Raw genomic sequence first — 24,442 nt, forward strand, 5'->3', positions numbered from 1 at the left:
CCCATGCCCGCCGCTTTACGCCGCCTGCTGGGCCGCCCGGCTCTGTGGTTGATGGTCTATGCCGCCTTGCTCGGTTACGGGATGTTCGCCCTGTTCAATATCCCCGAAGAGGTGTTGCCCGCCTTCAACTATCCCGAAATCAGCGTGACCGTGCATCTGCCCGGCACCACCGCCACGGATATGGAGGCGATGGTCGCCACCCCGCTGGAAGGCGTGCTGCTCGGCTTGCCCGGCGTCTCGAATGTCCGCAGCACCATCAGCGACGGGCTGGTGGAGACCGACCTGCGCTTTGCCGCCACCACCAACGCCCAGGCGGATTTGCAGGCGGTGAATGGTGCCATTGAGCGGGCCCAGACCAGCCTGCCGCCCGGCGTGCAGCCTTTCACCGAGATTATGGGCAACGCCATCAATGAGGTGGCGGATTACGCGGTGCGCATTGCCCCCGGGGTATCACAGGCGCGGGCGGCGCGGGCGGTAGCGATGCAATTGGTCCCGGCCTTGCGCGCCGTGCCGGGGGTGCAACTCGTCACCTCCGCCGGGCTCGGCGGCGAGGCGCTATGGGTACAACCCAACCTCATCGCCATGGAACAGGCCGGGGTTTCCGTGCAGGCCTTGCGACAGGCACTGGCGGGGCAAAGCATGCTGGTGCCGGGCGGCACGCTTAGCCTTGGCCATGCCGATTCCCTCATCACCTTCGGCGATGCCCCCAGCGCGGCAAAGCTGGCGCAAGTGCCGGTGATGGGGCCGCACGGCTCTATTCCTCTGGGGGCGCTGGCGCGTGTCGTGCACGGCACCGAACCGGTGCATCAACGCGAATTGTTGGATGGTACCCCCGCCATCGCGTTGGTTGTTTTCAAGCAGCAGGGCGCGTCCACCCTGCCTGTCACCCGGGCGCTAACAGAGGCCATCAAATCCGTAACGCTGCCGGACGGTGTTTCCGTGCTGCGGATTTACGACCAGGGTCATCTGGTGCGGGCCACGAGCGATGATTTGCGCCGCAATCTGATGATCGGCGGCGTGCTGGCCATCGCCGGGCTGCTTGCCGTGCTGGGGCTGGGTAGCGGCGCCTGGTTGCTCGCCTTGTCTCTGCCAACATCGCTGCTGCTGGGCGTCGCCGGGCTGTACGCCACCGGGCAGAGCCTCAACCTGCTCACCTTCGGCGCCATCATTGTGGCGCTGGGGCTGGTGGCGGATGATTCCATCATCGTGCTGGAGAGCATTTGCCATCGCTGGGAAGCGGGCGATGAGACCTGGCCCGGCATTTGGCGGGGTTTGCGGGAGATCATGGCGCCGGACATTATCGGCACGCTCACCACCGCGCTGGTGTTCGTACCGCTGCTGTTCACCGGAGGGCTGGCGGGGCTGTTCTGCGTGCCCTTTGCGCTTGGCATGATCTTTTCGCTCGGTGCCTCGCTGCTGGTTTCGCTCACGCTGATTCCGCTGGGCCTTGGGCTGCTGCCGCGCCACGCCGTGCGCCCGCCGCGCGCCGCCAATTCGCTGCTGCCGCGGTTGATGGGCTGGAACCGCCACCTGTTCCGCCTCGCTTTGGCCTACCCGAAACGCGCCGTGGCGGCTTGCGTGGCGCTGCTGCTGCTCAGCTTCGGCGCGATGAGCCTGGTCTCGGTGAATGTGCTGCCTTTGCCGAATGAGGGCGTGCTGCTGGAATCCTTTACCCTCGCCCCCGGCACCTCGCTGGCGGATACAGATGCGCTGATGCGCCGCCTCACCGCCCGGCTGGCAAAAGACCCTGCGGTCGAGCATGTTCTGGCGCGCATTGGCTCGGCTGCGGACTCCACCTATACCGAGCCTGCCTATGCAGGGGAGATCACCATCCGCCTGAAACCCGGCGCAGGCGGCGCCAGCCTGGATGCCATCGCCAACCGCGTGCAGGCGGAAACACAATTCCCTTCGCTACAAACCGGCGTGGACACGCCCACCATCGAACGGTTGGGCGAAAGCCTGAACGGCCTGCCGCAGCCCTTCGCCCTGGATTTATACGGCGATGATCTCTCCCAAATGTCCGCCACCGCTAAGGTCATTGCCCAGCGCCTTGGCCGCGTGCCGGGGTTGAGCGATCTGTTCAACGATGAGGGCTATCCCGAAACGCAGTTGCGCATTACGCCCCGCCCAGCGGCGCTTGCGGCTGCCGGGATGACGCCATCAGTGTTGATCGGTGAGGTCTCCGCCCTGATGGCCGGGCAGGTGGTGGCTGAACTGCCGGATGGCGCCGCGCCGCTGCCGCTTTATCTGCGCCTGCCGGACCCGCGTTTGCTCTCCCTGGAGGGGCTCGACGCTTTGCCGGTAGGGCCGGGCAGCGCCACGCCTTTAAGTGCGCTAGCGGATGTCTCGCTCGCCACCAGCCCCAACCAGTTCATGCATATCGACGGCGCGCGGGCGCTGGAAATTCTCGCCACCCCCACGACCGCGCCCAATATCGCTATCGCCCAGGCGCGGCGTGCTTTGGCCGGGCTGAAATTGCCGCCGGGTGAGCGGATCGTTTTCGGTGGGCTGTACCCGATGCTGGAACGCGCCGCCCTGGGGTTGGGTGTGGCCACCATCGCCGCCATCGCGGCCTTGGCCTGGGTGCTGTTCCTGCGCTTCTCCGGCCAGTGCGTGCCGTTGCTGCTGTTGGCGCAGATTCCGTTGGCGATGACCGGCGGCGGGTTGGCCCTGGCGGCGAGCGGGCTGGGGCTGAACGGCATCGGGTTGATCGGCTTTCTGGCCTTGGCGGGGGTGAGCCTGAACCATGGCGTGGTGCTGCTGGACCGCGCCCAGCGCAACGAGGCGGCAGGCTTGAGCCCGTATGAGGCGATGGACGAGGCGCTGAACGTGCGTTTCCGGCCCATCTTCCTCACCACCGCCGTGGCGATTCTCGGCATGTTGCCCACGGCTTTGGGCTTTGGCACAGGCGCCGCACCAGAGCAGGGACTAGCGGTGGTGATCGGCGGCGGCATTCTCTGGAGCGCCCTGCTTTGCACCAACCTGCTGCCCGCGCTCTATCTGGCCGGGCGCGGCGGGCCAAAGCCGGAGCGCCAGCCATGAAGCGCATGATCCTGCTGGCCCTGGCCGGACTTTCCGGCTGTGCCATCTACCATCCCGCTCCCTTGCCGGACACGGCGCCGATTGCACCGCCGTTGCCCACCACGAAACCCCTGACGTTGGCACTGCTTGCCACCCTGGCCGTGCGGCGAAACCCTTCCCTGCCTGGCCGCCCATCCCGTCCTGCTGATGGCAGTACTGGCTGGCTTCAGCGTGCCGCGCACGAACCGAGCGTTAATGCCATCCATTGCGGCCATGACCTTGGCCGTCCTCACCGGATTTCGGGTCATAGGAAAGGACGCCTGCACGCGCGCCGGCTGCAGGTTGTTCAACATCACCCCATCTTGGCGTAGCGGAAGCCCAGGGCCAGGGGGCGGCTTGGACGAGCCAGAAGACGGGCACGGAGACATCGTTGAATATCGCCAGCACCTTGTCGCAGACGTAGCACATGGCCTCGCCTCGCCGCGGCTCCTCGGAGCGGAGGTGACCGACCGAATAGCGCGATCCGCACAGCGGACAGTTGAAGGTTCTCGCTTGCTTCACTGGCCGTTCTCCGTGGCGCGGTCGCCCGCGGCGTCGGCCTCGCGCCGGCAGACATAGGCGCCGTGCTTCGTGCGCCCGTACCAGCGCTCCCCCTGAAAGTGGTAGATGCCCGAGTTGGTATTCAGCCAGACCACCGTGTCCTTGGGGCAGTGCGCCTGCGCGGCGTCCTGGGATGGGAAGAGCGCCTGGGCACCGGCCGGCAGCGGCAGCAGGAGAAACGCCGCCAGGCTCAACTTCCGAAAGAACGCCGCCATCCAAGCCCCCAGGTTGATGCGGCAACGGAACCACGGCCCGGAAGGCATGGCAAGAAGCTCCCACCGCTCCCCAGAAGAAGCAGCTACGGCGCCCGCTTCCTCTTCCTTCCCGCCAGCAGCGAGGGCGGCGCGGCGCCTTCCGGTCCCGGATCGGCGAACAGCGCCGCGATCTCCACGCCCAGCGCCGCCGCGATCTTCTCCAGCACCCTCACCGTCGGGTTCTTAAGGCGCCGCTCGATCCGACTCATGTAGGTCCGGTCGCCCCCCGCGTCGACGGCGAAAGCCTCCTGCGACACCATTAGCACGGACACGATCCCGATTGACGGTCTCGTACACCCCACCTAAACATCAAGTACCGTCGACTATGTTAGGCGGCGACGCCGCTATCAGCGGTGGTACAACACGACACAGCACATCAGCTTACACCTTAACAGGAGTATCCTAATGTTTTGTGATGAAGAAGATTACGCTCGTGCGCAGCTTGCATATCGTCGAATGGCGGCGCGAGACTTAAAGCTGAATGGCGTTCATTGGCCGATCATTCCTGATCGACGGTGGTGCGACGAGATAGACGACAAAGGCAACATATTCATTGCCGGTTACGATGCTGGGGTAGATGGACTACCCTTGGTTAAGTACCGCGTTACTGACAAGCGCATGGTACGGGTTATTTAGAAAGCGTTGCCCATCCCATAACCAGCAAAGGCCAAGGGGATGGGCACGCGGCACAATCAAGATGTTGTGAACAAACCCCGCCGGAGCGGAGTTTTTGCTTAGAGCAAAGATATAAGAAATTCCAACTCACGTTCATAATTTGTTTTTGATTCATTGACTTGAAGCCGCTTCCCGTTGTCCACAGGATGAAACGCTCCGACCTTAAGCTGGGGTATCGGAATGCTCTTTGCTCCGCTTATTCGTCCCGCAGACATAAAGTCATCCGTGAGCGCGAAAGCGTCGGCCGGATCTGAAAAATCAAACAAGTGCGGATACTGCGCTGCCACATCATACGCTCTCTCTATATACATTTGAGACGCCATGTCTTTGACGCCCATCTTGTTGCTTCGAGCACCGACCATCGTCATCACGACGGCCGCAACTTTTGGCGCCGAGAAGCCCCCTGCGCGCTCCCTCCAAATGTTAAAGTCGCTGGTTGGAGAGGAAAGCATTTCAAGAGTAAGCCTGAGCGAGTCAATTGAGTGTTCGTCCACCCTCACAGGTATGATTATCGCCTCGGCGGCGCACCAAGCTAGGTGGGTTGCTCCAGCATAAAACGGGCTGCAATCCATAAGCGTGACTTCACATTTTTTAAGCTTTGCCTCGGCTTCTAAAATAGCCTTCAAGCTCATCAGGATATTAGCAACAGCCTGCTTGTTGTTGGCTGCCATAGCTTGCTGCAGTTGTTGATACAAAGACGAAGGAAATGCAAAAAGCTTGGAATCTCCTGGAATAAAATAACAAGGTTTTGCGCCCTTGAAACTGTCATTGATTGCGCTGACCAGATAGGAAATATCAATGGGCGCCTCGCCGAACGCGGGACCGAGAACCATGGGCTGGAGCGCATCGGCAATTGTCACGTTGTACGGATTTTTCCTCATCACAACCTCAGTAAAATTCTTCTGAGGGCAGAGGTCGGCCGCTAATGTGGCGCGAGACCTAGAAAGCAAATAGGCAAGGTTGAACGACAGCGTAGATTTTCCAATCCCACCTCGAAGATTGGAGACACAATATCTGCTGTATTTAAATTGCTTAGGCATTGGCGTCTGGTTCGCTACCGACGCCTCATGCCTCTCAATAATTTTTGTGAGACCCGTTGCCATATTGACCGCCTTTCAGGAAGCAGGTTCACACAAAATTTGCAGGCAGTCAACAAAAATGCAGGTTATATATTTTTTTGCTGGTTTCATAATTTTATGCAGGACCATCAAAAATTTGCTGGAGCAGTTTTGTTTGTTGTTTTGGATAGGGTCCATCGCGCCAGGCCCGCAAACACTGCACAAAACGCAGCGGCGCCTTCCAAGCTCTGAATTTTGGAAATGATTTCTGTTCCCGCGCCGCGTGCCGGCTATGACGAGACGCCAAACCAGATCACCTCCGTAACTGCTCCGAAGCACCACCCTAACAGCGCCGCAAAGCCTGGCGACCGGACGGCCCCACGCTTCAAGGCCTGAACAGCGGGCCGCGTCCGACCGCTGAAAATGCGAACGCCACTTGCCCGCCCCTGGACCGGAAGCTCACACCGAAGCGGTCAGCATCTTCCACAGGAGCAAACAGACAGCCCACAACAGCCAGTAGAGATCAGAGCCGAGGTTAAGCCAATCATGGACGGGCATATGTCAGGACGTCCTTCGCAGGTACCAGATCGCCGAACTCTCAGCCGCCTTCGGCAGGCGAAAATCCCGCAGCGTCCCGCACTGCATAGTGAGTAAATTGTGAGTAAGCGCTCTCAACCAGAGCCGCAAAACACCAAAATTTCCAATGAAATCAATGGCGTCCCCAAGGGGATTCGAACCCCTGTTACCGCCGTGAGAGGGCGGTGTCCTAGGCCTCTAGACGATGGGGACTAAAGGTGGAGCGCCTGATAAGGCCCTCTTCGCCTCGCGTCAAGCCGGCGCGGCGTCGGTGATGAAAAAACCTGCCGAGACCCTGCCCTGCCAGGATTCCGCCCGCAAATGTCCCGCCAGATGCAGCGGCGCGCCGCCAACGCGGCTCAGCGCCTCGGCCAGCGGGCCTTCCTTGGCACGGAACAGCAGCGCTTTCATGCGCCCGCCGCCCTCGCCTTCCAGCATCACCCGGATGGTGTTGCCATCCTTGCCGATGCGGTCGCTCTTCACCACCCGCGCGCGCGGCAGCACGAAGAGCGGCTCCTCATTGCCGGTGCCGAACGGCCCCAGCCGGGCGACCATCTGCGCCAGCGCCGCATCCGCCCCGGCCAGCCCCAGCACGCCATCCAGTACCAGCTCGGCACTCGGCGGCAGCAGCGCGGCGGTGGCCAGGCGGTCGTTCAGAAAGCCGTGGAAGGTGGAAAGCGCCGTCTCAGGAGCCGAGAATCCCGCCGCCATCGCATGGCCGCCACCGGTCGCCAGAATCCCGCTCTGACGCGCCGCGATCACCGCCGCGCCGAGATCGATCCCCGGCACCGAGCGCCCGGAGCCCTTGGCGATGCCATCGGCGATGCCCGCCACCAAAGCCGGCCGGTTGAAGCGCTCCTTCACCCGCCCCGCGACGATGCCCACCACCCCCGGATGCCAGCCTTCCTGCGCCAGCAGGATGATGCCATGCCCGCCCGCCACCTGCGCCTCGGCGCGGCTCATCGCGTCGCTCGTCACCCCGGCCTCGACGGTCTGGCGCTGCTTGTTCACCGCATCCAGCGCCTGGGCCAGCTCGGTGGCGAGCGCGGTATCCTCGGCCAGCAGCAGCCGCAGCCCCATATCCGCCTCGGCGATGCGCCCGGAGGCGTTGATGCGCGGCCCCAGCGCGAAGCCGCAATGCATCGCGCTCGGCGCCTCGTTCAACTTCGCCACCTCCAGCAGCGCCGCCAGGCCCGGGCGGGCGCGCCTGGCCATCACCTTCAGCCCCTGCACCACAAAGGCGCGGTTGAGCCCGCTCAGCGGCATCACGTCGCAAATCGTCGCCAGCGCCACCAGATCGAGCATCTCGCGCAGATCCGGTTCCGCCTTGTCGGAAAAGAAGCCGCGCCGGCGCAGCGTGCGCAGCAGCGCCACGGCGGTGAGAAAGGCCACCGCGGCGGCGCAGATATGCCGCAGCTCGGAGGGGCAATCCAGCCGGTTCGGGTTTACCGTGGCGCAAACCGGCGGCGGCGGGCCCTCGGATTTATGGTGGTCGAGCACGATGATGTCGGCGGCATTATGCAGCGGCGCGAAGGCCGCGTGCGCCGCGGTACCGCAATCCACGCAGACGATCAGGCTCGCCCCCCGCTCCACCATCGCCCGCAGCGCGTTGGTATTCGGGCCATAGCCCTCGGTCAGCCGGTCGGGGACGTGATAGGTCACTTCGCAGCCGAGCTGACGCAGCAGCGTCACCATCAAGGCCGCCGAGCAGGCGCCATCGACATCGTAATCGCCGAACACGCCGACCATCTCGCCCTTGATCACCGCATCCGCCAGCCGCCCGGCGGCGACATCCATGTCGATCAGGCTGGAGGGGTCGGGCAGCATCGCCCGCAGCGTCGGGTCGAGGAAACTGGGGGCGTGGTCAACGGTCACGCCGCGCGAGGCCAGCAGCCGCCCCATCAGCTCAGGAATGCCCAGCTGTTGCGCCAGCCCCTCGCCCTGGCGCTCCGCTTGGCCCGGCCGCCAGATCCAGCTCTTGCCGCTTAGACTCTGGGTGATGCCGAAAACATGCGCGTCCATCCGCCGGTTCAGCCAGAATGCGCGAGTCGATGCAAGCCGGTCAACGAATCAGCTGATAATGCACGGTGTAGCGCACCGTCACATGGTCGTCCTTGGCGTCCGCCGGGAAAGGCGGCAGGGTATTGTCCCTGAAAAGCTGCTCCCAGGCCTGATCCAGGAAGGGCGAGCCGGCGGAATCCAGCAGCCGCAGCCCGGTCACATGGCCCTGGCGGTCGACGGTGAATTCCACCGTGGCGGTGCCTTCCTGATTCTGCTCGATCGCGGCTTGCGGATAATAAGCGTGCTCCTGCACCCATTTGGTCAGCGCCGCATCCCAGTCCGCGCCGGCATTGCCCTTCACCGAGAAATCCGAGGCGGTGGCCGCCTGCGCGTCGGAGGTTGGCATGTTCAGCTTCAGCCCGCGCGGCGCAGGGGGCGCGGCGGGGGCGGCCGGGGACGGATTGCCGTAGCTCATCCCGTTCAGGAATACATATTTCTGCGGCGGCGCGGCGCGGTGCGGGCGCGCCGCATGGGCCGGACGCGGCGGCGGTGCCGGGATCGGCGGCGGGTTGGGCAGCGCCGTCAATGGCATATCCGGCACCTGCACTTCCGTCGCGTCCGGATTGGGCGTGGGCTGGGCGGGCGCGGCAGGCGGGGGCGGCGGCGGCTTTGGCGCCTCGGCCGGCTGCGGCGGGCCGTGCAGCGGGCTTTGCGGCGCAGTAGTCTGCGGGCCGGTGCCCTCGCTGTCGAACACCACGGACACGCCGGGCGGGCTTTGCGGCTCGGGCGGGGTGCGCACCCGCACCAGCAGGGCCGCAGCGATCACCAGCGCATGCAAAAGCAGCGCCGCCCCCAGGCCCAAGGGTTGCGGCGCCATTTGCGAACCGGCGTGGCGAGATGCGCTCTCGCCACCGTTACATCGTCAGGTCCGACCCCGGCAGGCTCAGGGACCGTAATAATAATATCCCGGAGGGGGCGGAGGTGGCGGGGCATAATAGGCGGGAGGCGCTGCGTAATAGGCCGGCGCGGCACGTTGCTGGATCGTCTCGCCATGTCCCACCATGCACTGCGCGTAGGCTACATTATACCGGTGCTGCAGCGAATCCGCCGTCGCCTGGGTATTATTACCCGCCACGGCGGCGCCGCCAAGCAGCCCCGCCCCGGCGCCGATGGCCGCCCCGCGCCGACATTGCCGGAGAGCGAGCCCAGCACCGCGCCCGCCCCCGCGCCGATGGCGGTGCCAAGTGCGGCGGTGGCGACGGAGTTATTCTGGGAATTTTGCGCGGTCGCCCCGGCATAGGGCATCTGCGACTGGGCATAGGCCTGGCAGCTTGCCTGATCCGCCTGGAACTGCTCCCAGCTTTTGCCGGGGCCGGGCAGTGCCGTAATGGTAGGGCCGGTCGGCGTGGCCGCCGTGCAGGCCCCCAGAGCCAGCAGCGGCACCAAGGCCGCCACCGTGATTTTGTTCAACATCCGAAACTCCCTAACAAGGCTTTCAAACCACCCACTTATCTAATCCCTGGCCGGGCCTTCGCCAACGCGCCGGCCAGACGGATTACAATTCGTAGCGTGGCGAAATTGCCGGATTTATAGGGCAGAAATAGGACTAATTGCCCTCCGCGACACCTTTTAAGAAATCCTTCACCTTCGCGAAGAAGCCTTCATGCTCCGGGCTGCCGGCCTGATGGCTGGCGGATTCCTGGTCGAACTGCTCCAGCAGCTCGCGCTGGCGCTTGGTCAGGTTCTGCGGGGTCTCCACCGCGACCTGGATATACATATCGCCGCGCTGGGTCGAACGCAGCACCGAGAACCCCTTGGCGCGCAGGCGGAACTGATCGCCGGACTGGGTGCCCGCCGGGATCTTCACCCGTGCCGCCGTGCCGTCGATCGCCGGTACCTCGATCTCGCCGCCCAGGGCCGCCTGCGCCATGCGCAGCGGCACCCGGCAGAAAATATTCGCCCCGTCGCGCTGGAAGATCGCATGCGGGCGGATCGCGACATGCACATAGAGATCGCCCGGCTGCGCGCCGCGCGGCCCGGCCTCGCCCTCGCCGGCCAGGCGGATGCGGGTGCCATCCTCCACCCCGGCGGGGATTTGCACCGCAAGCGTGCGCTCACGCGGCACCGTGCCAGCACCCGCGCAGACCCGGCACGGGTTGCGCACGGTATGGCCGGCGCCACCGCAGGTCGGGCAGGTGCGCTCGACCACGAAGAAGCCCTGCTGGGCGCGCACCCGGCCGGCACCGCCGCAGGTGGCGCAGGTATCGGCGCTGGCATTCTTGTCGGCGGAGCCGGAGCCGTTACAGGCATCGCAAGCCATCCGGGTCGCCACGCGCACATTCGCCTTGGTGCCGGAGAAGGCTTCCGTGAGGTCGATGGTCACGGCGGCCTTGATATCGGCGCCGGTCTGCGCGCGCTCCGCCCCGCGCCGGCCGCCGCCGCCGAACATCTGCTCGAAAATATCGCCGAGCCCGCCCTCGAAGCCGCCGAACCCGCCGCCAAAGCCGCCGCCGCCGCCGCCGCCCATGCCGCCATTCTCGAAGGCGGAATGGCCGAACCGGTCATAGGCGGCGCGCTTCTGCTCGTCCTTCAGAACATCATAGGCCTCGTTCAATTCCTTGAATTTCGCCTCCGCCGCCTTGTCGCCCGGGTTGCGGTCCGGGTGGTACTGCATGGCGAGCTTGCGGTAGGCCTTTTTCAGCTCATCGGCGCTGGCGCCCCGCGCGACACCCAGCGTGGCGTAGTAATCCTGTTTGGCCATGGCGGCGCTTTATTCCCTAGCGGCTAGCGCAACTTCCGAACAAACGGATTCGTTTGACCGGATAAAGTTGCTTGCTCAAACAAAAAGCCAGAGCCTCGTTCGCGACCCAATGTGAACGGATCAGCTCCAGAAACGGAAAATCCCGGGGCCCTCGCCCCGGGATTTCTTGGTCAGCTCAAACCCGGTTTCAGGCGGATTTGTTCTTGTCGTTGACGTCCTCGAAATCGGCGTCCACGACCTTCTCGCCATTCGGCCCGGTGCTCTCCGCGCCCGGCTGCGCCGCACCGGCGGCGGCTTCGGCCTTGTACATCGCCTCGCCGATCTTCATCGCCACCTGGGTCAGCTTCTCGGAAGCGGCCTTCACCGTCTCCGCGCTGCCGCTCTCCAGCGCGCTCTTGGCTTCGGCGATCGCAGCCTCCGCCTCGGTCTTGTCGGCCGGGGCGATCTTGTCGCCGCCATCCTTCAGGGTCTTCTCAACCTGGTTGATCAGCCCTTCGGTCTGGTTGCGCGCTTCCACCGCCTCGCGCCGCGCCTTGTCGGCCGCCGCGTTCTCCTCGGCATCCTTCACCATGCGCTCGATATCGGCATCCGACAGACCGCCAGAGGCCTGAATGCGGATCTGCTGCTCCTTGCCGGTCGCCTTGTCCTTGGCGGAGACGGAGACGATGCCGTTGGCGTCGATATCGAAGGTCACCTCGATCTGCGGCACGCCGCGCGGCGCGGCGGGGATGCCCTGCAGGTCGAAATTGCCCAAGAGCTTGTTGTCCGCCGCCATCTCGCGCTCGCCCTGGAAGACCTTGATGGTCACGGCGGTCTGGCCGTCCTCGGCGGTGGAGAAGGTCTGGCTCTTCTTGGTCGGGATCGTCGTGTTGCGGTCGATCAGACGGGTAAACACGCCACCCAGCGTCTCGATGCCCAGAGACAGCGGGGTCACGTCCAGCAGCAGCACGTCCTTGACGTCGCCCTTCAGCACGCCGCCCTGGATCGCCGCGCCGATCGCCACGACCTCGTCGGGGTTCACATTGCGGGCCGGCTCCTTGCCGAAGAAGCTCTTCACCGTCTCGATGACCTTCGGCATGCGGGTCATGCCGCCGACCAGGATCACCTCGGAGATCTCACCGGCGGTGACACCGGCATCCTTCAGCGCCGCGCGGCACGGGGCCAGCGTGCGCTCGATCAGATCCTCGACCAGGCTTTCCAGCTTGGCGCGGGTCAGCTTCAGCACCAGATGCTTCGGCCCGGTGGCATCGGCGGTGATGAAGGGCAGGTTGATCTCGGTCTCCTTGGAGGAGGACAGCTCGATCTTCGCCTTCTCCGCGGCTTCCTTCAGCCGCTGCAGCGCCAGCTTGTCCTTGCGCAGGTCAATGCCCTGGTCCTTCTGGAACTCGGCGGCCAGGTAATCGATGATGCGGGCGTCGAAATCCTCACCGCCGAGGAAGGTGTCGCCGTTGGTGGATTTCACCTCGAACACGCCATCGCCCAGCTCCAGCACGGAGACGTCGAAGGTACCGCCGCCAAGGTCATAAACCGCGATGGTGCCGGCGTTCTTCTTGTCCATGCCGTAGGCCAGAGCGGCCGCGGTCGGCTCGTTGATGATGCGCAGCACCTCAAGCCCGGCGATCTTGCCGGCATCCTTGGTGGCCTGACGCTGGGCGTCGTTGAAGTAGGCCGGGACGGTGATCACCGCCTGGGTGACGGTCTCGCCGAGATAGGACTCGGCGGTCTCCTTCATCTTGGTCAGGATGTAGGAGGAAATCTGGCTCGGCGAATATTTCTCGCCGCGCGCCTCAACCCAGGCATCGCCATTATCGCCCTTGGCGATGGTATAGGGCACCAGCCCCTTATCCTTGGCGACGGTCGGGTCGTCGTAGCGGCGGCCGATCAGGCGCTTGACCGCGAACAGCGTGTTGGTCGGGTTGGTGACGGCCTGGCGCTTGGCGCTCTGGCCGACGAGACGCTCGCCCGAATCAGAGAAAGCGACCATGGACGGCGTGGTGCGCGCGCCCTCGGCGTTCTCGATGACGCGGACATCCTTGCCCTCCAGCACCGCCACGCAAGAATTGGTGGTACCAAGGTCAATACCGATGACTTTGCTCATATATATGCTCCTTTGCAGCGGGTGGCGCCGGCCCGAAGCACCGGGGTCACCCCTTTGAGATGAGTTCTATCTATTCATTGAAACGCCCGGGCACAAGAGCTTTGCGCTCATGTCCCGGGCGTGAAAAACGCGCCGAAAAATTAACTTTCGCCGGGGAAAACGGTGCTATACTGGCCGTTTGCCCCGGTTTTGGGGTTCACGCGCTCATCGCCTCCGGGGCGGTGCGGGCGCGCTTGGTCACCAGCTTGTTCAGCGCATGGATATAAGCGCGCACGGCGGCGACGATGGTGTCGGTATCCGCCCCCTGCCCGTCCACGCTCTTGCCCTCCTCGGTCAGGCGCACCGTGCAGCGGGCCTGGGCGTCGGTGCCCTCGGTGACGGCGCCGACGGAGAACAAGGCCAGCTCGGCGGTGTGCGGGAAAATGCTGCGCATGGCGTTGAAGGCGGCGTCCACCGGCCCGTCGCCGCGCTCATCGGCGGCTTTCACCGCGCCGTCGATCTCCAGCTCCAGCTTGGCCCGCGCCGGCTCGCGCGAGCCAGCCCAGACCTCCAGCCCGATGAACTTGATCGTCTCATGGCTGCGGACAACCTCGTCATCCACCAGCGCGACGATATCCTCGTCATACACAACCTTCTTGCGGTCGGCCAAAATCTTGAAGCGGGAGAAGGCGTCGTTCAGCGCGTTGTCGCCAATGTCGCCATAGCCCAGCGCGTTCAGCTTGTCGCGGAAGGCGGCGCGGCCGGAATGCTTGCCCATCACCAGCGAGGTCTTCTGCCAGCCCACGCTCTCGGGCGTCATGATCTCATAGGTGGCGGCGTTCTTCAGCATGCCGTCCTGATGGATGCCGCTCTCATGCGCGAAGGCGTTGCGCCCGACGATCGCCTTGTTCGGCTGCACATCGAAGCCGGTGATCGTCGCCAGCAGCTTGGAGGTGCGCAGGATGCGAGGGGTGTCGATCTGGTGCTGGTAGGGGGCCGCATCCGGCCGGGTGCGGATGGCCATCACCACCTCTTCCAGCGCGGCATTGCCGGCGCGCTCACCGATGCCGTTGATCGTGCACTCGATCTGCCGGGCCCCGCCCTTCACCGCCGCCAGCGTGTTCGCCACGGCCAGCCCCAGATCATTATGGTTATGGGTGGACAAAATCACCTGATCCGCCCCCGGCACCGTCTCGCGCACGGTGGAGAAGATCCGCACCATATCCTCCGGCACCGCATAGCCGACCGTATCCGGGATATTGATGGTGGTCGCCCCGGCCTTGATCGCCGCTTCCACGCAACGCAGCAGGAATTCCATGTCGGTACGGGTTCCATCCTCGGCGGACCATTCCACGTCGTCGGTGAACTGCCGCGCCAGGGTCACGGATTTGGTCACATGCTCCAGCACCGTCTCCGGCTCCATCTTCAGCTTGTACTTCATGTGCAAGGGCGAGGTGGAGATGAAGGTATGGATGCGCTTGCGCTCGGCGGCGCGAATGGCCTCGCCGGCGCGGGTGATGTCGTTGGGGGCCGAGCGGGACAGGCCGGTGATCACCGGGCCCTTCACCGTCTCGGCGATCTTCTGCACGCTCTCGAAATCGCCCGGCGAGGCGATCGGAAAGCCGGCCTCGATCACATCCACGCCCAAAGCCGCCAGCGCCTCCGCCATGCGGATCTTCTCGTCCAGATTCATCGAGAAGCCGGGGGATTGCTCGCCGTCGCGCAGCGTGGTGTCGAAGATGATGACGCGATTATCGTCGATCTTGCCAAAATTGGGGTGGGTAAAGCTCATAACTCTGCTCCGAATTCATCTGCCATAGATTTTGTGCCGTGGGTGTTGTTCTTTGGCATTCCCCTGAGCGGCGGGCGCGGTCATCGGACACGCGCGAAAATCACTTATCGCTCAGGGGCGGATAAGTCGAAGGAGCAGCCCAGCGAGGGTGGGGGCAGAAGCCATGTCTTGCTTTAAACCGATTAAAGCATCAGGCGCAAGTACGGCGGCGGTACGAGACGGGCCTGGCGCCGGACATGCCGGATCCAGGCCCGTTCAATCAATCAGCCATATTTGGCGGCGAATTTATCCTGCGGCGTCACCAGATAGATGATGCCTTCGATAAACGCGACAATGGCGGGGATTAAGGTCCAGCAGAGCAGCAAATAGACCACCCCCCAGCCCTTTCGGCCAAGATAAAATTTGTGAATGCCGAACCCACCCAAAAACAGCGCCAGAAGCCCGGCAACGACATGGTTGCGGTCACTCCCGCCCATCAGCCGGACACCGCATTTCGGGCAAATTTCGGCTTTCTGGCTGACTGCCTCCCCGCAATCGGCACAAAGCTTCTGGTCGGCACGCCGGACCGGCATAACGTCATCATTCATCTGCTAAACCTTATTATATAACGACATCATCCTTATTACCGTATTAACTTAATTTCACAATCGGAAAAATTTTTCTCCCGCATCTGCTTCCAAGCCGGCCACGAAAACCGCGTTTCCCTCTCTTTCCAACTTTGCTAGCGCTGTCAGCATGGACATTCCCGATCACATCCAGGGCCTGATCTTTGATTGCGATGGCACGCTGGTGGACACCCCGCCCCTTTACGCCACCGCCTGGATGGCGGCCTTGGCGGAATTCGGGGCCAGGCTGGAGCTGGAATGGTTCCGCCCCCGCGCCGGCCTCTCCGAGGCGCTGCTGCTGGACGATGTGGAGCGGCATTTCGGCACCCCCCTGCCGCGCGCGGCGGTGGCACAGCTGACCCGCGCGCATGTGATGGAAAATCTGCACAGCCTGCGCGAGATCCAGGCCGTCGCCGACATCGCCCGGGCCCAGGCCGGGCGGCTGCAGCTGGCGGTCGCCTCCTCCGGCCCGGCCGAGATCGTGCAGGCCACGCTGGAGGCCACCGGGCTGCGGCCATTATTCAACCAGATCGTCACCATCGAGGATGTCGCCAACGCCAAGCCGGCCCCGGATCTGTTCCTGGAAGCCGCACGGCGCATGGGGCTGGCCCCCTCCACCTGCCTGGTGTTCGAGGATAGCGCCCAGGGGCTGCAGGCCGCCCTGCTCGCCGGCATGCCGGCGATCGACATCAACAAGCTGATTGCGGACACCGCCTCGCTGCCGGACGGGTTGCGCCGTGCCACCCCGGCCGATCAGCCGGAGGTGGAAGCGTTGATCGACGCGGCGTACCGCCATTACATCCCGCGCATCGGCGCCAGGCCGGGGCCGATGCAGGACGATTACGCCCAGCTCATCGAAGCCGGGCAGGTGCTGCTGCATGGCGCGCCAGGGGCGTTGCAGGCGGTACTGGTGCTGATCCCGCAGGAGGATGCGCTGCTGCTGGACAATATCGCCGTCTCCCCCGCCGCGCAGGGCCAGGGGCTGGGGCGGCGCCTGCTCGACCATGCCGAGGCGGTGGCGCGCGCCGCCGGCTACAAGGCGATCAAGCTCTACACCCATGAGCTGATGACGGAGAACCGCGCCATCTATGCCAAAACCGGCTATATCGAGACGCATTTCGCCCGGGAAAAGGGGCTGAACCGCGTCTATCTGCGCAAGGATCTGTAGAGCAAAAGTTTTTTGGTGCCGCTTTTTTCAAAAAAGCGGCGAAACCGTTGGGGTTTTGGCGACACCGCCACCAACCCCCCAGAGATTCTCGCGACGTTTTGAAAAAACGCCCCTCCCCTCGAAAAATTTACGCCGTCTCCAGCTCCAGCCGCTCCAGATCCTCCAGCATCGTCGGCCCGGTCGGCGTCCAGCCCAGCGTCGCGCGGGTCCAGGCGCTGGAGGCCGGCATGTCATGCCCGGCGAACATCGCCAGCCAGCCGAAATAGCCCTGCGCCTCCTCCGGGGTGATCGACTTCACCGGCAGTTTCAGCTGCGCGCTCAGCACCCGCGCGATATCGCGCATCGCCACCCCTTCCTCGGCCACCGCATGATACACCGCCCCCGGCCGCGCCGCCTCCAGCGCCAGCCGGTAGAGCCGCGCCACATCCGCCCGCGCCGCCGCCGGCCAGCGATTCGTCCCCTCGCCGATAATCGCCAGATAGCCATGCTGCAAAGCCAGCTGGATGTAATAGCTCACCAGCCCCTGCCGGCGCGGATCATGCACCTGCGGCAAGCGCATGATCGCCCCCGCCCCGCCCTGGTCCGCCAGCGCCCGCGCCGCCTCTTCGGATGCCGCGCGCGGCACGCTCGCATCCGGCCGCGCCGCCTCCGTCGCCACTTCCCCCGCCTCGTTGCGGGCAATGCCGGTGCCGGAGGTGACGATCAGCGGCTTTTTGCTCCCCGCCAGCCCCGCCCCCAGTGCGGCGACGACATGCCGGTCATCCTCGCAATTCGCCATGAAGGTGGAGAAATCATGGTTGAAGGCCAGATGCGCCACAGCGTCGGCCTCGGCGGCGGCCTTGGTCAGCAATGGGTAATCCTTCATATCGCCGTGCAGGGCGCGCGCCCCGGTCGCTTCCAGCGCGGCGCGCTTGGCCTCGTCGCGATACAGCCCGGTCACTTCATGCCCGGCCAGTATCAGCTCCTTCACCAGAGCGGACCCTATAAATCCTGTCGCACCCGTTACGAAAATACGCATGGTCAAATCCTTCCATTTTGCCTCTGGCGGAAGATTTGGCCCGCACGCTATGATAGAAAAGTCGTGAGTTTATCCTATTATAATGTCTCATAGCCTCGCCCCCGCCAGCCTCCTCGGCAGCTACCTGAAAGACCGCCGCGCCCGGCTGGACCCGGCGGCGCTGGGTCTGCCCGCCGCGCGCCGGCGCACCCCCGGCCTGCGCCGCGAGGAGGTCGCCCAGCGCGCCAATATCAGCCCGGCCTGGTACACCTGGCTGGAACAAGGTCGCGGCGGCGCCCCCTCGGCCGATGTGCTGGACCGCATCGCCCGCGCCTTGATGCTGACCGATATCGAGCGCGAGCATCTCTTCCTGCTCGGGCTCGGCCGCCCGCCGGAGGTGAAATATCGCACCGGCCCGGTCACCCCACGCCTGCAACGGGTGCTGGATGCCCTCTCCCCCACCCCGGCGGTCATCCGCACCGCGATCTGGGATGTCGCCGCCTGGAACCGCGCCGCCTGCGTGCTGCTGGCCGATTACGACGCGCTGCCGCCGGAGAACCGCAACATATTGCGCCATATGTTCCTGGAGCCGCGCGCCCGCGCCGCCCAGCATGACTGGGAAACCGTCGCCCGTTTCGTCCTCGGCGCCTTCCGGGTGGATACCGCCCGCAGCGGTGCCGCCGCCGAAATCGCCCCGCTGGTCGAGGAGCTCTCCCGCAAAAGCCCGGATTTCGCCCGCATGTGGCAGGAGCACGACCTCCACGGCGCCCCCGGCGAGGCGGTGAAGCATATCAAGCATCCGCTGCTCGGCCCGCTCGCCTTCGAATATTCCGCCTTCGCCGTCGATGGCCGGCCGGATCTGACCCTGGTCATCTACAACCCGCTTGATGCGAAAGATCTCGCCCGCCTCGCCGCTTTGCTCGACACCCCCAAGACAAACCGTGAACAGCCACCTATAACGGGGATGATGCCGCCCCTCCCCGCCCTGCCCGCTTTGGCCGCCGGCCATGGCCGCGCCGTCCTGCTGGATGCGGACGGGGTGATTTCGACCATCAATCCCGGCACGGTGGCACGCCAGGTCGGCGCCTCCATCCCGCTCGCCATCCATGTGCCCGCCACCCTCCGGCGCCTCGGCAACCCGGCGATTCAGCTGCTGGACCTGCTGGAACTCTTCGCCTTCGTGCATCCGGCGCAAAGCCTCGCCCCCACCCCGGCCGGGCTGGCACGCGCCCTGGAACTCCCCGTCCCCAGCTCGCTCGACTCCGCCGCCCAGGCGCTGCCGGAAATGGCCGCCCTGCTGCTCACCCGGCTGGCGGCGGGCAAGGACACCCCGGCCAACCGCGACGCCGCCGGCCTTGCCGCCCGCATGGGGGCGGCCGGCTGGCTCTGGGCGCCCTATGTGCTGGCAGCTCTCGGCCAGCCCGAGGCAAAGCCGGACGGCATGGCGATGCGGCTGTGGAAACGCCTGCCGAAATGGGAGGAGGTCGCCCCGCGCCCGCCGCCCTCCAGCTTTCCCGTCACCCCGGTCGAAGCCCGCTCGCGCCTGGCCTCCCTGCTCGGCCCCGAGGCCGAACAACGCCCCGCCCAGGCGGATTTCTGCTCCGCCGCCACCGCCGCCTTCGCCCCGCGCGCGGTCGAGGGCAGCCCGCAAGTGGTCCTCGCCGAGGCCGGCACCGGCACCGGCAAGACCATGGGCTATCTCGCCCCCGCCTCGCTCTGGGCGACGCGTAACAAGGGCGCGGTCTGGGTCTCCACCTATACCCGGCATCTGCAGCGCCAGATCGAGCAGGAAGCCCAACGCCTGCCCGCCGGCACCAATGTCGTGCTGCGCAAAGGCCGGGAGAATTATCTCTGCCTGCTGAATTTCGAAGACGCGATGAACGCCGAAACCCGCGCCATCCCGCTCGGCCTCGTCGCCCGCTGGGCCGCCGCGAGTGCCGATGGCGATCTCTTCGGCGGCGATCTGCCCGGCTGGTTCGCCGAGCTTTACGGCCAGGGGCTGCTCGCCTCCATCGCCGACCGGCGCGGCGAATGCATCCATGCCGCCTGCCCGCATTTCTCCACCTGCGTCATCGAGCGCGTCATCCGCAATGCCCGCCAGGCGGATCTGGTCATCGCCAACCATGCGCTGGTGATGGCGCAATCCGTCTGGGGCGGGCTGGATGATGACAGCGTGCCCACACGCTACGTCTTCGACGAAGGCCACCATATTTTCGACGCCGCCGACAGCGCCTTCTCCTTCGAGCTGTCCGGCACCGCGATGGCGGAGCTGCGCCGCTGGCTGCTGGGGCCGGAGGGCACGCGCTCGCGCGCCCGCGGCCTGGCGAAGCGGCTGGAGGATATGGCGGCGGTGGACGAGGCCACCCATAAAGCCATCACCCAGGCCGTGCATCTGGCCAAATGCCTGCCCGCGCCGATGTTCTCCGTGCGGCTGGAGCCGGAACTCGCCGCCGACGACAACCCGGCCGAAGCCCTGCTGCGCGCCCTGCGCGCCCAGGCCCGCGCCCGCGCCAGCGAGGCCGATCTCAACGCCCCCTTCGGCTTCGAGACCGATCTGCACCCGCTGAATGAGGACGCGCTGCCCGCCGCCCGCAAACTCTCCAAAGCCATGGCCCTGCTGCGCGCCCCCCTGGTGGCGTTGCGCGAGCGCATGCTGGAGCGGCTGGAGACCGAGCCGGACCTCGAAGAGGCGATGCGCCAGCGCCTGGAGAGCGCCGCCCGCAGCCTGAAACGCCGCGCCATCGACCCGCTCGCCGGCTGGGGCCGCATCCTCGACGGCATGGAGGCCGAGCCCGCCCCCGGCGAGCGCCCCGCGCGCATCGAATTCCTGCGTCTGGACCGCGAGGCCGGCACGGACAAGGACATCGCCCTGCTCTCGCATCTGCTGGACCCGACGGAAGCCTTCACTCAATCCATCGCCGCCCCGGCGCATGGGCTGCTGATCACCTCCGCCACGCTGCGCGACGGCACGGACATGGAAGAGGCCTGGGAAAATGCCGAGGCGCGCACAGGTGCCGCTCATCTCGCCGCCCCCGCCATCCGCGCCGCCTTCGACAGCCCCTTCGATTACGGCGCGCGCACCCGCGTGGTGCTGGTCTCGGACGTCAACACCCAGGATCTCGGCCAGCTCGCCGGCGCCTACAAGGCTTTGTTCGAGGCGGCGGGCGGCGGCGGGCTCGGGCTGTTCACCGCGATCTCGCGCCTGCGCGCCGTGCACGCGAAAATCGCCGCGCCGCTGGAGGCGAAGAACATCCCGCTCTACGCCCAGCATGTCGACGCGATGGATAACGCGACGTTAGTGGACATCTTCCGCGCCGAGGAGCATTCCTGCCTGCTCGGCACCGATGCGATGCGCGACGGCGTCGATATCCCCGGCAATGCCCTGCGGCTGGTGGTGTTCGAGCGCACCCCCTGGCCCCGCCCGGACATTCTCCACCGCACCAGGCGCACCCATCTCAGCCACGGCGCGCCGAAGGATTACGACGACGCGATCGTCCGGCTGCGCCTGCGCCAGGCCTTCGGCCGGCTGATCCGCCGCGCCGACGACCGCGGCGTCTTCGTCCTGCTCGACCGCGCCTTCCCCTCAAGACTGCTCACGGCTTTTCCGGAACAGGCAAGGATCATCAAATCCTCGCTCTCGGAAGCGGTGACGGGGATCGGACGGTTTTTGCGGGAGGAGGTTTGAGGGGGCGAGATGGGCCGATTGCTGCACGCTTGAAGGGCTACAAACGGTCTCGGAATCCACTAGATTTTTGATCTGCGAACGCGCAGCGATTCCTGTGCTCCGTCAGCCGATATGGAGAGCTTGCCCCCATTTATGATAAAAGCTCCACGCTGGTCATCGCAGGACGTGAACGGAATACTGTTGGCTGCGGCTCTATGATAGAAAGATCAGTCAATGAATTCCAATCCAATTGCTTTTCCCATGACCCACACGCGGCGGACAAGCCGTGGGTCTTGGGTTCCTGCCTGGAAATAAAATTTTTCTGGAACTTGCGTCAACCATTCAGTTTCAACACGCGCGCCTATCTTCGATAATTCGACAACCAAACAGTCAATACCAGCTGGCCGCTTATTGCTAAAAAGCAGCTTACCACCCCAAAGTATTCGGCAGCATGCAGCCTTTCTCCGATCCCGCTTGCTCGCTGGAAAAGGCAGCGTAACATTCGAATGATTCGGGTTCATTTGTAAGATTTTCTAAGTTTCGGTGCCAGAAATAAGCAAATTCTTGCACGACAGATCGAGATAATCACCTGAATATGACTGATGATATTCATCGAACATGTCGAGATATGCTTCCGCCTCTTTTATGGCGTCTTCCGCCGACGAGAAGTTTCGAATGCCTGCGTTGTCAGCCATGAGCCCCCATGGGCTCAAACCATTTTCGTCAGCTGCGCGTGGAACCATGACAACCCATGGCTTTCTGGCCCCCGGACGACTGACTGAAGCCAAGCCTACACAAACGAAGCGGTTTTCCCCACGTTTGTCCCAAGTGTAGTTAGAAAAATTATCTATTTTGTTAATTTTTCTAAATATATTCATACTTCTCTCCTTATTAGGGGTCCCTTATTTAAGAGAAGCAAAAGCTATGACCGACAGCTCTACCGTTAGCTTGAATTATCAAGTTTTTGGATCTGGGTTGTCCTTTCGATTGTTAGTGAAAAGGGACCCCTTTTTGTCAATATCCCAGTCGCTATTGGTCTCGGTCTCTTCTTCCTCTACGCGCCCATATGCTGAGAATGTTAATTCGATTATGGGACAGCAAATGAGCACCATTGGGTACGCCCGCGTGTCAACGGACGAGCAAAATTTGAGCCTTCAAATCGACGCTCTTAAAGCAGTAGGGTGTGAGAAGATTTTCTCTGATCAAGGCATCTCCGGGAGCCTCGCAAGTCGGCCCAACCTCAACAGAGCTCTCCGAACCCTAAGGGCTGGAGACAAGCTTGTGGTATGGCGTCTCGACCGGCTAGGCCGGTCTCTCGTCAATCTGATTCAACTGCTTGATCAACTGGGGGAAAAGGGGGTCAGGTTTCATTCTCTGAATGAGAATATTGATACCACCTCGTCGGGGGGCAGATTGGTTTTTCACATGATGGCCGCCCTAGCCGAGTTCGAACGCACTTTAATCAGTGAGCGGACCCGCGCCGGCATGGCTGCCGCGAGGGCTAAAGGTAAACATGTTGGACGCCCACCGTCATTGACTCATGAGCAGTGCCTCGACGCCATGCGGCTCATCAAGTACGAAAACCACTCGCTCAAAGCTGTTGCAGAACGTTACAATGTTACCACACACACACTACTCCGCCGGATCAATCTGGAAGTAAAACAAAACCATTCTCTTTCTGGCGGGGCTGGGCCAGTTGCTGCCCAACCGCTTTAGAGGGAAAAAACAGAGTAACCCGCCATTGACTGCCGGCAGTCGTACCGGCAGAGGACGGCCCAATGTCGCCGCTTGATTACCGCCTGAGAGCTGACGCTAGACGGCAGGCTCTGAGTGTGAAACCGTGCGCTAAAAACCCACCACATCATAGAGAAGATCATGCTTGACCATGTAACGATCAAAGTGTGTGATCTTGAAAAGTCGCGGTTGTTTTATGATCAAGCCCTTGCACCATTGAACATCATGCGCGTGTATGATGGCGAAGCAAATTTTTCTGGCTATGGGTCCGAAGAAAAGGCTTATTTCTGGATTGGTGGAAAAAATCCCAAACCTATAACGGGAATGCACATAGCGTTTGTCGCCAAGAACCGCGCTGCGGTTGATGCTTTCTATGCAGCCGCGCTCGCCGGAGGTGGTCGCGACAACGGCGCACCAGGGCTTAGACCTCATTATCATGACGATTATTACGGCGCCTTTGTGCTTGACCCTGACGGACACAATATAGAGGCTGTCTGTCATTGTCCGATTGAATGACCGCTTGGGTTGGGTCGGCCAACGACGCAGAACCAGCCGTTCCGCTCCCCCTACCCCCCGCGCAGCCGTCCCCGGCCCGCCAGCAGCACCTGCCCCAGCGCCGTCACCGCGTCGCTGCCGCCATAGCGGCCGCCCAGCAGCACGAACTCCACCGGCCCCAGCGAGGGCAACGCCCCCGGCGGCACGTCCTCCAGCCCGGGCGGGATCAGTTCCGCCGCCAGCGGCACCACCCCCAGCCCCGCCATCGCCGCCGCGCGCAGCCCGCTCAGACTGCCGCTGGTGCAAGCCACGCGCCAGGGCATGCGGTTGGCGTCCAGCACCGCCAAGGCGCGTTTGCGGGTCATGCTCGGCGGCGGATAGATCACCAGCGGCACCCGCGCCCCCGGCGCCAGCGCCAGCCCCTTGCGCCCCACCCAGCGCAGCTCATCCACCCAGGCGCGCTGGCCGCGCACATCCCCCTCCCGGCGCTTGGCCAGAATCAAATCCAGCTGCCCGGCATCGAAGCGCTCATATAAATCCTCGCTCAACCCCACCGTCAGTTCGAGATCCACCTGCTCATGCCGGTCCCGGAAATCCGCCAGCAGCTCCGGCAGCGCCGAGAACACGAAATCCTCCGAGGCGCCGAAGCGGATGCGCCCGCGCAGCGCCCCGCCGGCCAGATATTCGCCGATCCTGGCATTCGCCCCCAGCACCTGCCGGGCGAAGGGCAGCACCGCGTCTCCATCCGGGGTCAGCCGCACATGGTGGGTATCGCGCGCCAGCAGCCGCTTGCCGGTCTGCGCCTCCAGCCGCGCCACATGCTGGCTGACGGCGGACTGGCTGATCCCCAGCTGCCGGGCGGCGGCGGAAAACCCGCCCGCCTGGGCGACGGCGACGAAGCTGCGCAGCAGAACGGGATCGAGCAACAGGTCCATGAGTCTGCTTATAACAAACCACAATAACA

At 64.2% G+C, this 24,442-nt stretch carries 21 protein-coding genes, 1 tRNA gene and 1 pseudogene; 7 read left to right on the plus strand and 16 right to left on the minus strand.

Annotated elements, in window-relative coordinates; all coding sequences use genetic code 11:
- The first annotated feature begins 3 nt into the window (after positions 1-3).
- Positions 4-3,042 carry an efflux RND transporter permease subunit gene (locus ACZ46S_RS06765; protein WP_464063867.1) on the plus strand — a complete coding sequence of 1,013 codons (3,039 nt, stop codon included), beginning with the start codon at positions 4-6 and terminating at the stop codon, positions 3,040-3,042.
- Here the strand turns inward: ACZ46S_RS06765 and ACZ46S_RS06770 are convergent.
- The 3 genes from ACZ46S_RS06770 to ACZ46S_RS06780 form a co-directional block, all read right to left on the minus strand.
- Positions 2,997-3,449, minus strand: a complete 453-nt coding sequence (locus ACZ46S_RS06770) for a DUF4113 domain-containing protein (protein WP_464063868.1) — start codon at positions 3,447-3,449, stop codon at positions 2,997-2,999. The two genes, ACZ46S_RS06765 and ACZ46S_RS06770, sit on opposite strands and share 46 nt — an antisense overlap.
- 129 nt (positions 3,450-3,578) lie before the next feature.
- Positions 3,579-3,884, minus strand: coding sequence for a hypothetical protein (locus tag ACZ46S_RS06775; protein ID WP_464063869.1), 306 nt, complete (start codon positions 3,882-3,884; stop codon positions 3,579-3,581).
- Positions 3,885-3,919: 35 nt separating this feature from the next.
- Positions 3,920-4,147 (minus strand): helix-turn-helix domain-containing protein, encoded by a 228-nt coding sequence (locus tag ACZ46S_RS06780; RefSeq protein WP_464063870.1) that lies wholly within the window; start codon positions 4,145-4,147, stop codon positions 3,920-3,922.
- Between the two features lie 133 nt (positions 4,148-4,280).
- On the opposite strand from ACZ46S_RS06780, the gene ACZ46S_RS06785 reads away from it, so the two are divergent.
- The gene (locus ACZ46S_RS06785; protein WP_464063871.1) at positions 4,281-4,511 is read left to right on the plus strand and encodes a hypothetical protein; all 231 of its coding nucleotides are present in this window, start codon (positions 4,281-4,283) and stop codon (positions 4,509-4,511) included.
- A gap of 98 nt (positions 4,512-4,609) precedes the next feature.
- Here ACZ46S_RS06785 and ACZ46S_RS06790 read toward each other — a convergent pair whose 3' ends face one another.
- The 9 genes from ACZ46S_RS06790 to ACZ46S_RS06830 form a co-directional block, all read right to left on the minus strand.
- Positions 4,610-5,653 carry a ParA family protein gene (locus ACZ46S_RS06790; protein WP_464063872.1) on the minus strand — a complete coding sequence of 348 codons (1,044 nt, stop codon included), beginning with the start codon at positions 5,651-5,653 and terminating at the stop codon, positions 4,610-4,612.
- 668 nt (positions 5,654-6,321) lie between these two features.
- Positions 6,322-6,397 (minus strand) — tRNA-Glu (locus ACZ46S_RS06795).
- Positions 6,398-6,436: 39 nt separating this feature from the next.
- A complete protein-coding gene (gene recJ, locus ACZ46S_RS06800) occupies positions 6,437-8,206 on the minus strand; it encodes a single-stranded-DNA-specific exonuclease RecJ (RefSeq protein WP_464063873.1) in 1,770 nt (589 codons plus the stop codon).
- Positions 8,207-8,246: 40 nt separating this feature from the next.
- Positions 8,247-9,062 carry an energy transducer TonB gene (locus tag ACZ46S_RS06805; RefSeq protein ID WP_464063874.1) on the minus strand — a complete coding sequence of 272 codons (816 nt, stop codon included), beginning with the start codon at positions 9,060-9,062 and terminating at the stop codon, positions 8,247-8,249.
- A gap of 200 nt (positions 9,063-9,262) precedes the next feature.
- On the minus strand, positions 9,263-9,658 hold the full coding sequence (locus tag ACZ46S_RS06810; protein WP_464063875.1) for a hypothetical protein: 396 nt from the start codon (positions 9,656-9,658) through the stop codon (positions 9,263-9,265).
- A 133-nt stretch (positions 9,659-9,791) separates the two neighbouring features.
- Positions 9,792-10,946 (minus strand): molecular chaperone DnaJ, encoded by a 1,155-nt coding sequence (gene dnaJ, locus ACZ46S_RS06815; protein ID WP_464063876.1) that lies wholly within the window; start codon positions 10,944-10,946, stop codon positions 9,792-9,794.
- Positions 10,947-11,133: 187 nt separating this feature from the next.
- Positions 11,134-13,044 (minus strand): molecular chaperone DnaK, encoded by a 1,911-nt coding sequence (gene dnaK / locus ACZ46S_RS06820; protein WP_026440234.1) that lies wholly within the window; start codon positions 13,042-13,044, stop codon positions 11,134-11,136.
- Between the two features lie 196 nt (positions 13,045-13,240).
- Positions 13,241-14,815, minus strand: coding sequence for a 2-isopropylmalate synthase (locus ACZ46S_RS06825; RefSeq protein WP_464063877.1), 1,575 nt, complete (start codon positions 14,813-14,815; stop codon positions 13,241-13,243).
- Between the two features lie 263 nt (positions 14,816-15,078).
- On the minus strand, positions 15,079-15,402 hold the full coding sequence (locus ACZ46S_RS06830) for a TM2 domain-containing protein (RefSeq protein WP_295738858.1): 324 nt from the start codon (positions 15,400-15,402) through the stop codon (positions 15,079-15,081).
- A gap of 148 nt (positions 15,403-15,550) precedes the next feature.
- Between ACZ46S_RS06830 and ACZ46S_RS06835 the strand changes: the two genes are divergently transcribed.
- Positions 15,551-16,588, plus strand: a complete 1,038-nt coding sequence (locus tag ACZ46S_RS06835) for an HAD-IA family hydrolase (protein WP_464063878.1) — start codon at positions 15,551-15,553, stop codon at positions 16,586-16,588.
- Between the two features lie 127 nt (positions 16,589-16,715).
- Here the strand turns inward: ACZ46S_RS06835 and ACZ46S_RS06840 are convergent, their stop codons facing one another.
- On the minus strand, positions 16,716-17,606 hold the full coding sequence (locus ACZ46S_RS06840; protein ID WP_464063879.1) for an SDR family oxidoreductase: 891 nt from the start codon (positions 17,604-17,606) through the stop codon (positions 16,716-16,718).
- Between the two features lie 82 nt (positions 17,607-17,688).
- Between ACZ46S_RS06840 and ACZ46S_RS06845 the strand changes: the two are divergent.
- Together ACZ46S_RS06845 and ACZ46S_RS06850 are read left to right on the plus strand one after the other, a co-directional pair.
- Positions 17,689-18,435: pseudogene (locus tag ACZ46S_RS06845) on the plus strand (helix-turn-helix transcriptional regulator); the annotation flags it as partial.
- Positions 18,436-18,549: 114 nt separating this feature from the next.
- On the plus strand, positions 18,550-21,270 hold the full coding sequence (locus ACZ46S_RS06850) for an ATP-dependent DNA helicase (protein ID WP_464064268.1): 2,721 nt from the start codon (positions 18,550-18,552) through the stop codon (positions 21,268-21,270).
- Between the two features lie 206 nt (positions 21,271-21,476).
- On the opposite strand, the gene ACZ46S_RS06855 is transcribed toward ACZ46S_RS06850, so the two are convergent.
- The gene (locus ACZ46S_RS06855; RefSeq protein WP_464063880.1) at positions 21,477-21,770 is read right to left on the minus strand and encodes a hypothetical protein; all 294 of its coding nucleotides are present in this window, start codon (positions 21,768-21,770) and stop codon (positions 21,477-21,479) included.
- 12 nt (positions 21,771-21,782) lie between these two features.
- Complete coding sequence (locus ACZ46S_RS06860; RefSeq protein ID WP_464063881.1) at positions 21,783-22,127, minus strand: hypothetical protein; 345 nt, start codon at positions 22,125-22,127, stop codon at positions 21,783-21,785.
- A 223-nt stretch (positions 22,128-22,350) separates the two neighbouring features.
- On the opposite strand from ACZ46S_RS06860, the gene ACZ46S_RS06865 reads away from it, so the two are divergent.
- Positions 22,351-22,965 (plus strand): recombinase family protein, encoded by a 615-nt coding sequence (locus ACZ46S_RS06865; protein ID WP_295738873.1) that lies wholly within the window; start codon positions 22,351-22,353, stop codon positions 22,963-22,965.
- Positions 22,966-23,124: 159 nt separating this feature from the next.
- The gene (locus tag ACZ46S_RS06870) at positions 23,125-23,499 is read left to right on the plus strand and encodes a VOC family protein (protein ID WP_464063882.1); all 375 of its coding nucleotides are present in this window, start codon (positions 23,125-23,127) and stop codon (positions 23,497-23,499) included.
- A 50-nt stretch (positions 23,500-23,549) separates the two neighbouring features.
- Here the strand turns inward: ACZ46S_RS06870 and ACZ46S_RS06875 are convergent, their stop codons facing one another.
- Positions 23,550-24,413, minus strand: a complete 864-nt coding sequence (locus ACZ46S_RS06875; RefSeq protein WP_464063883.1) for a LysR family transcriptional regulator — start codon at positions 24,411-24,413, stop codon at positions 23,550-23,552.
- Between the last annotated feature and the right edge of the window lie 29 nt (positions 24,414-24,442).

The sequence above is a fragment of the Acidocella aluminiidurans genome, from assembly GCF_055383125.1.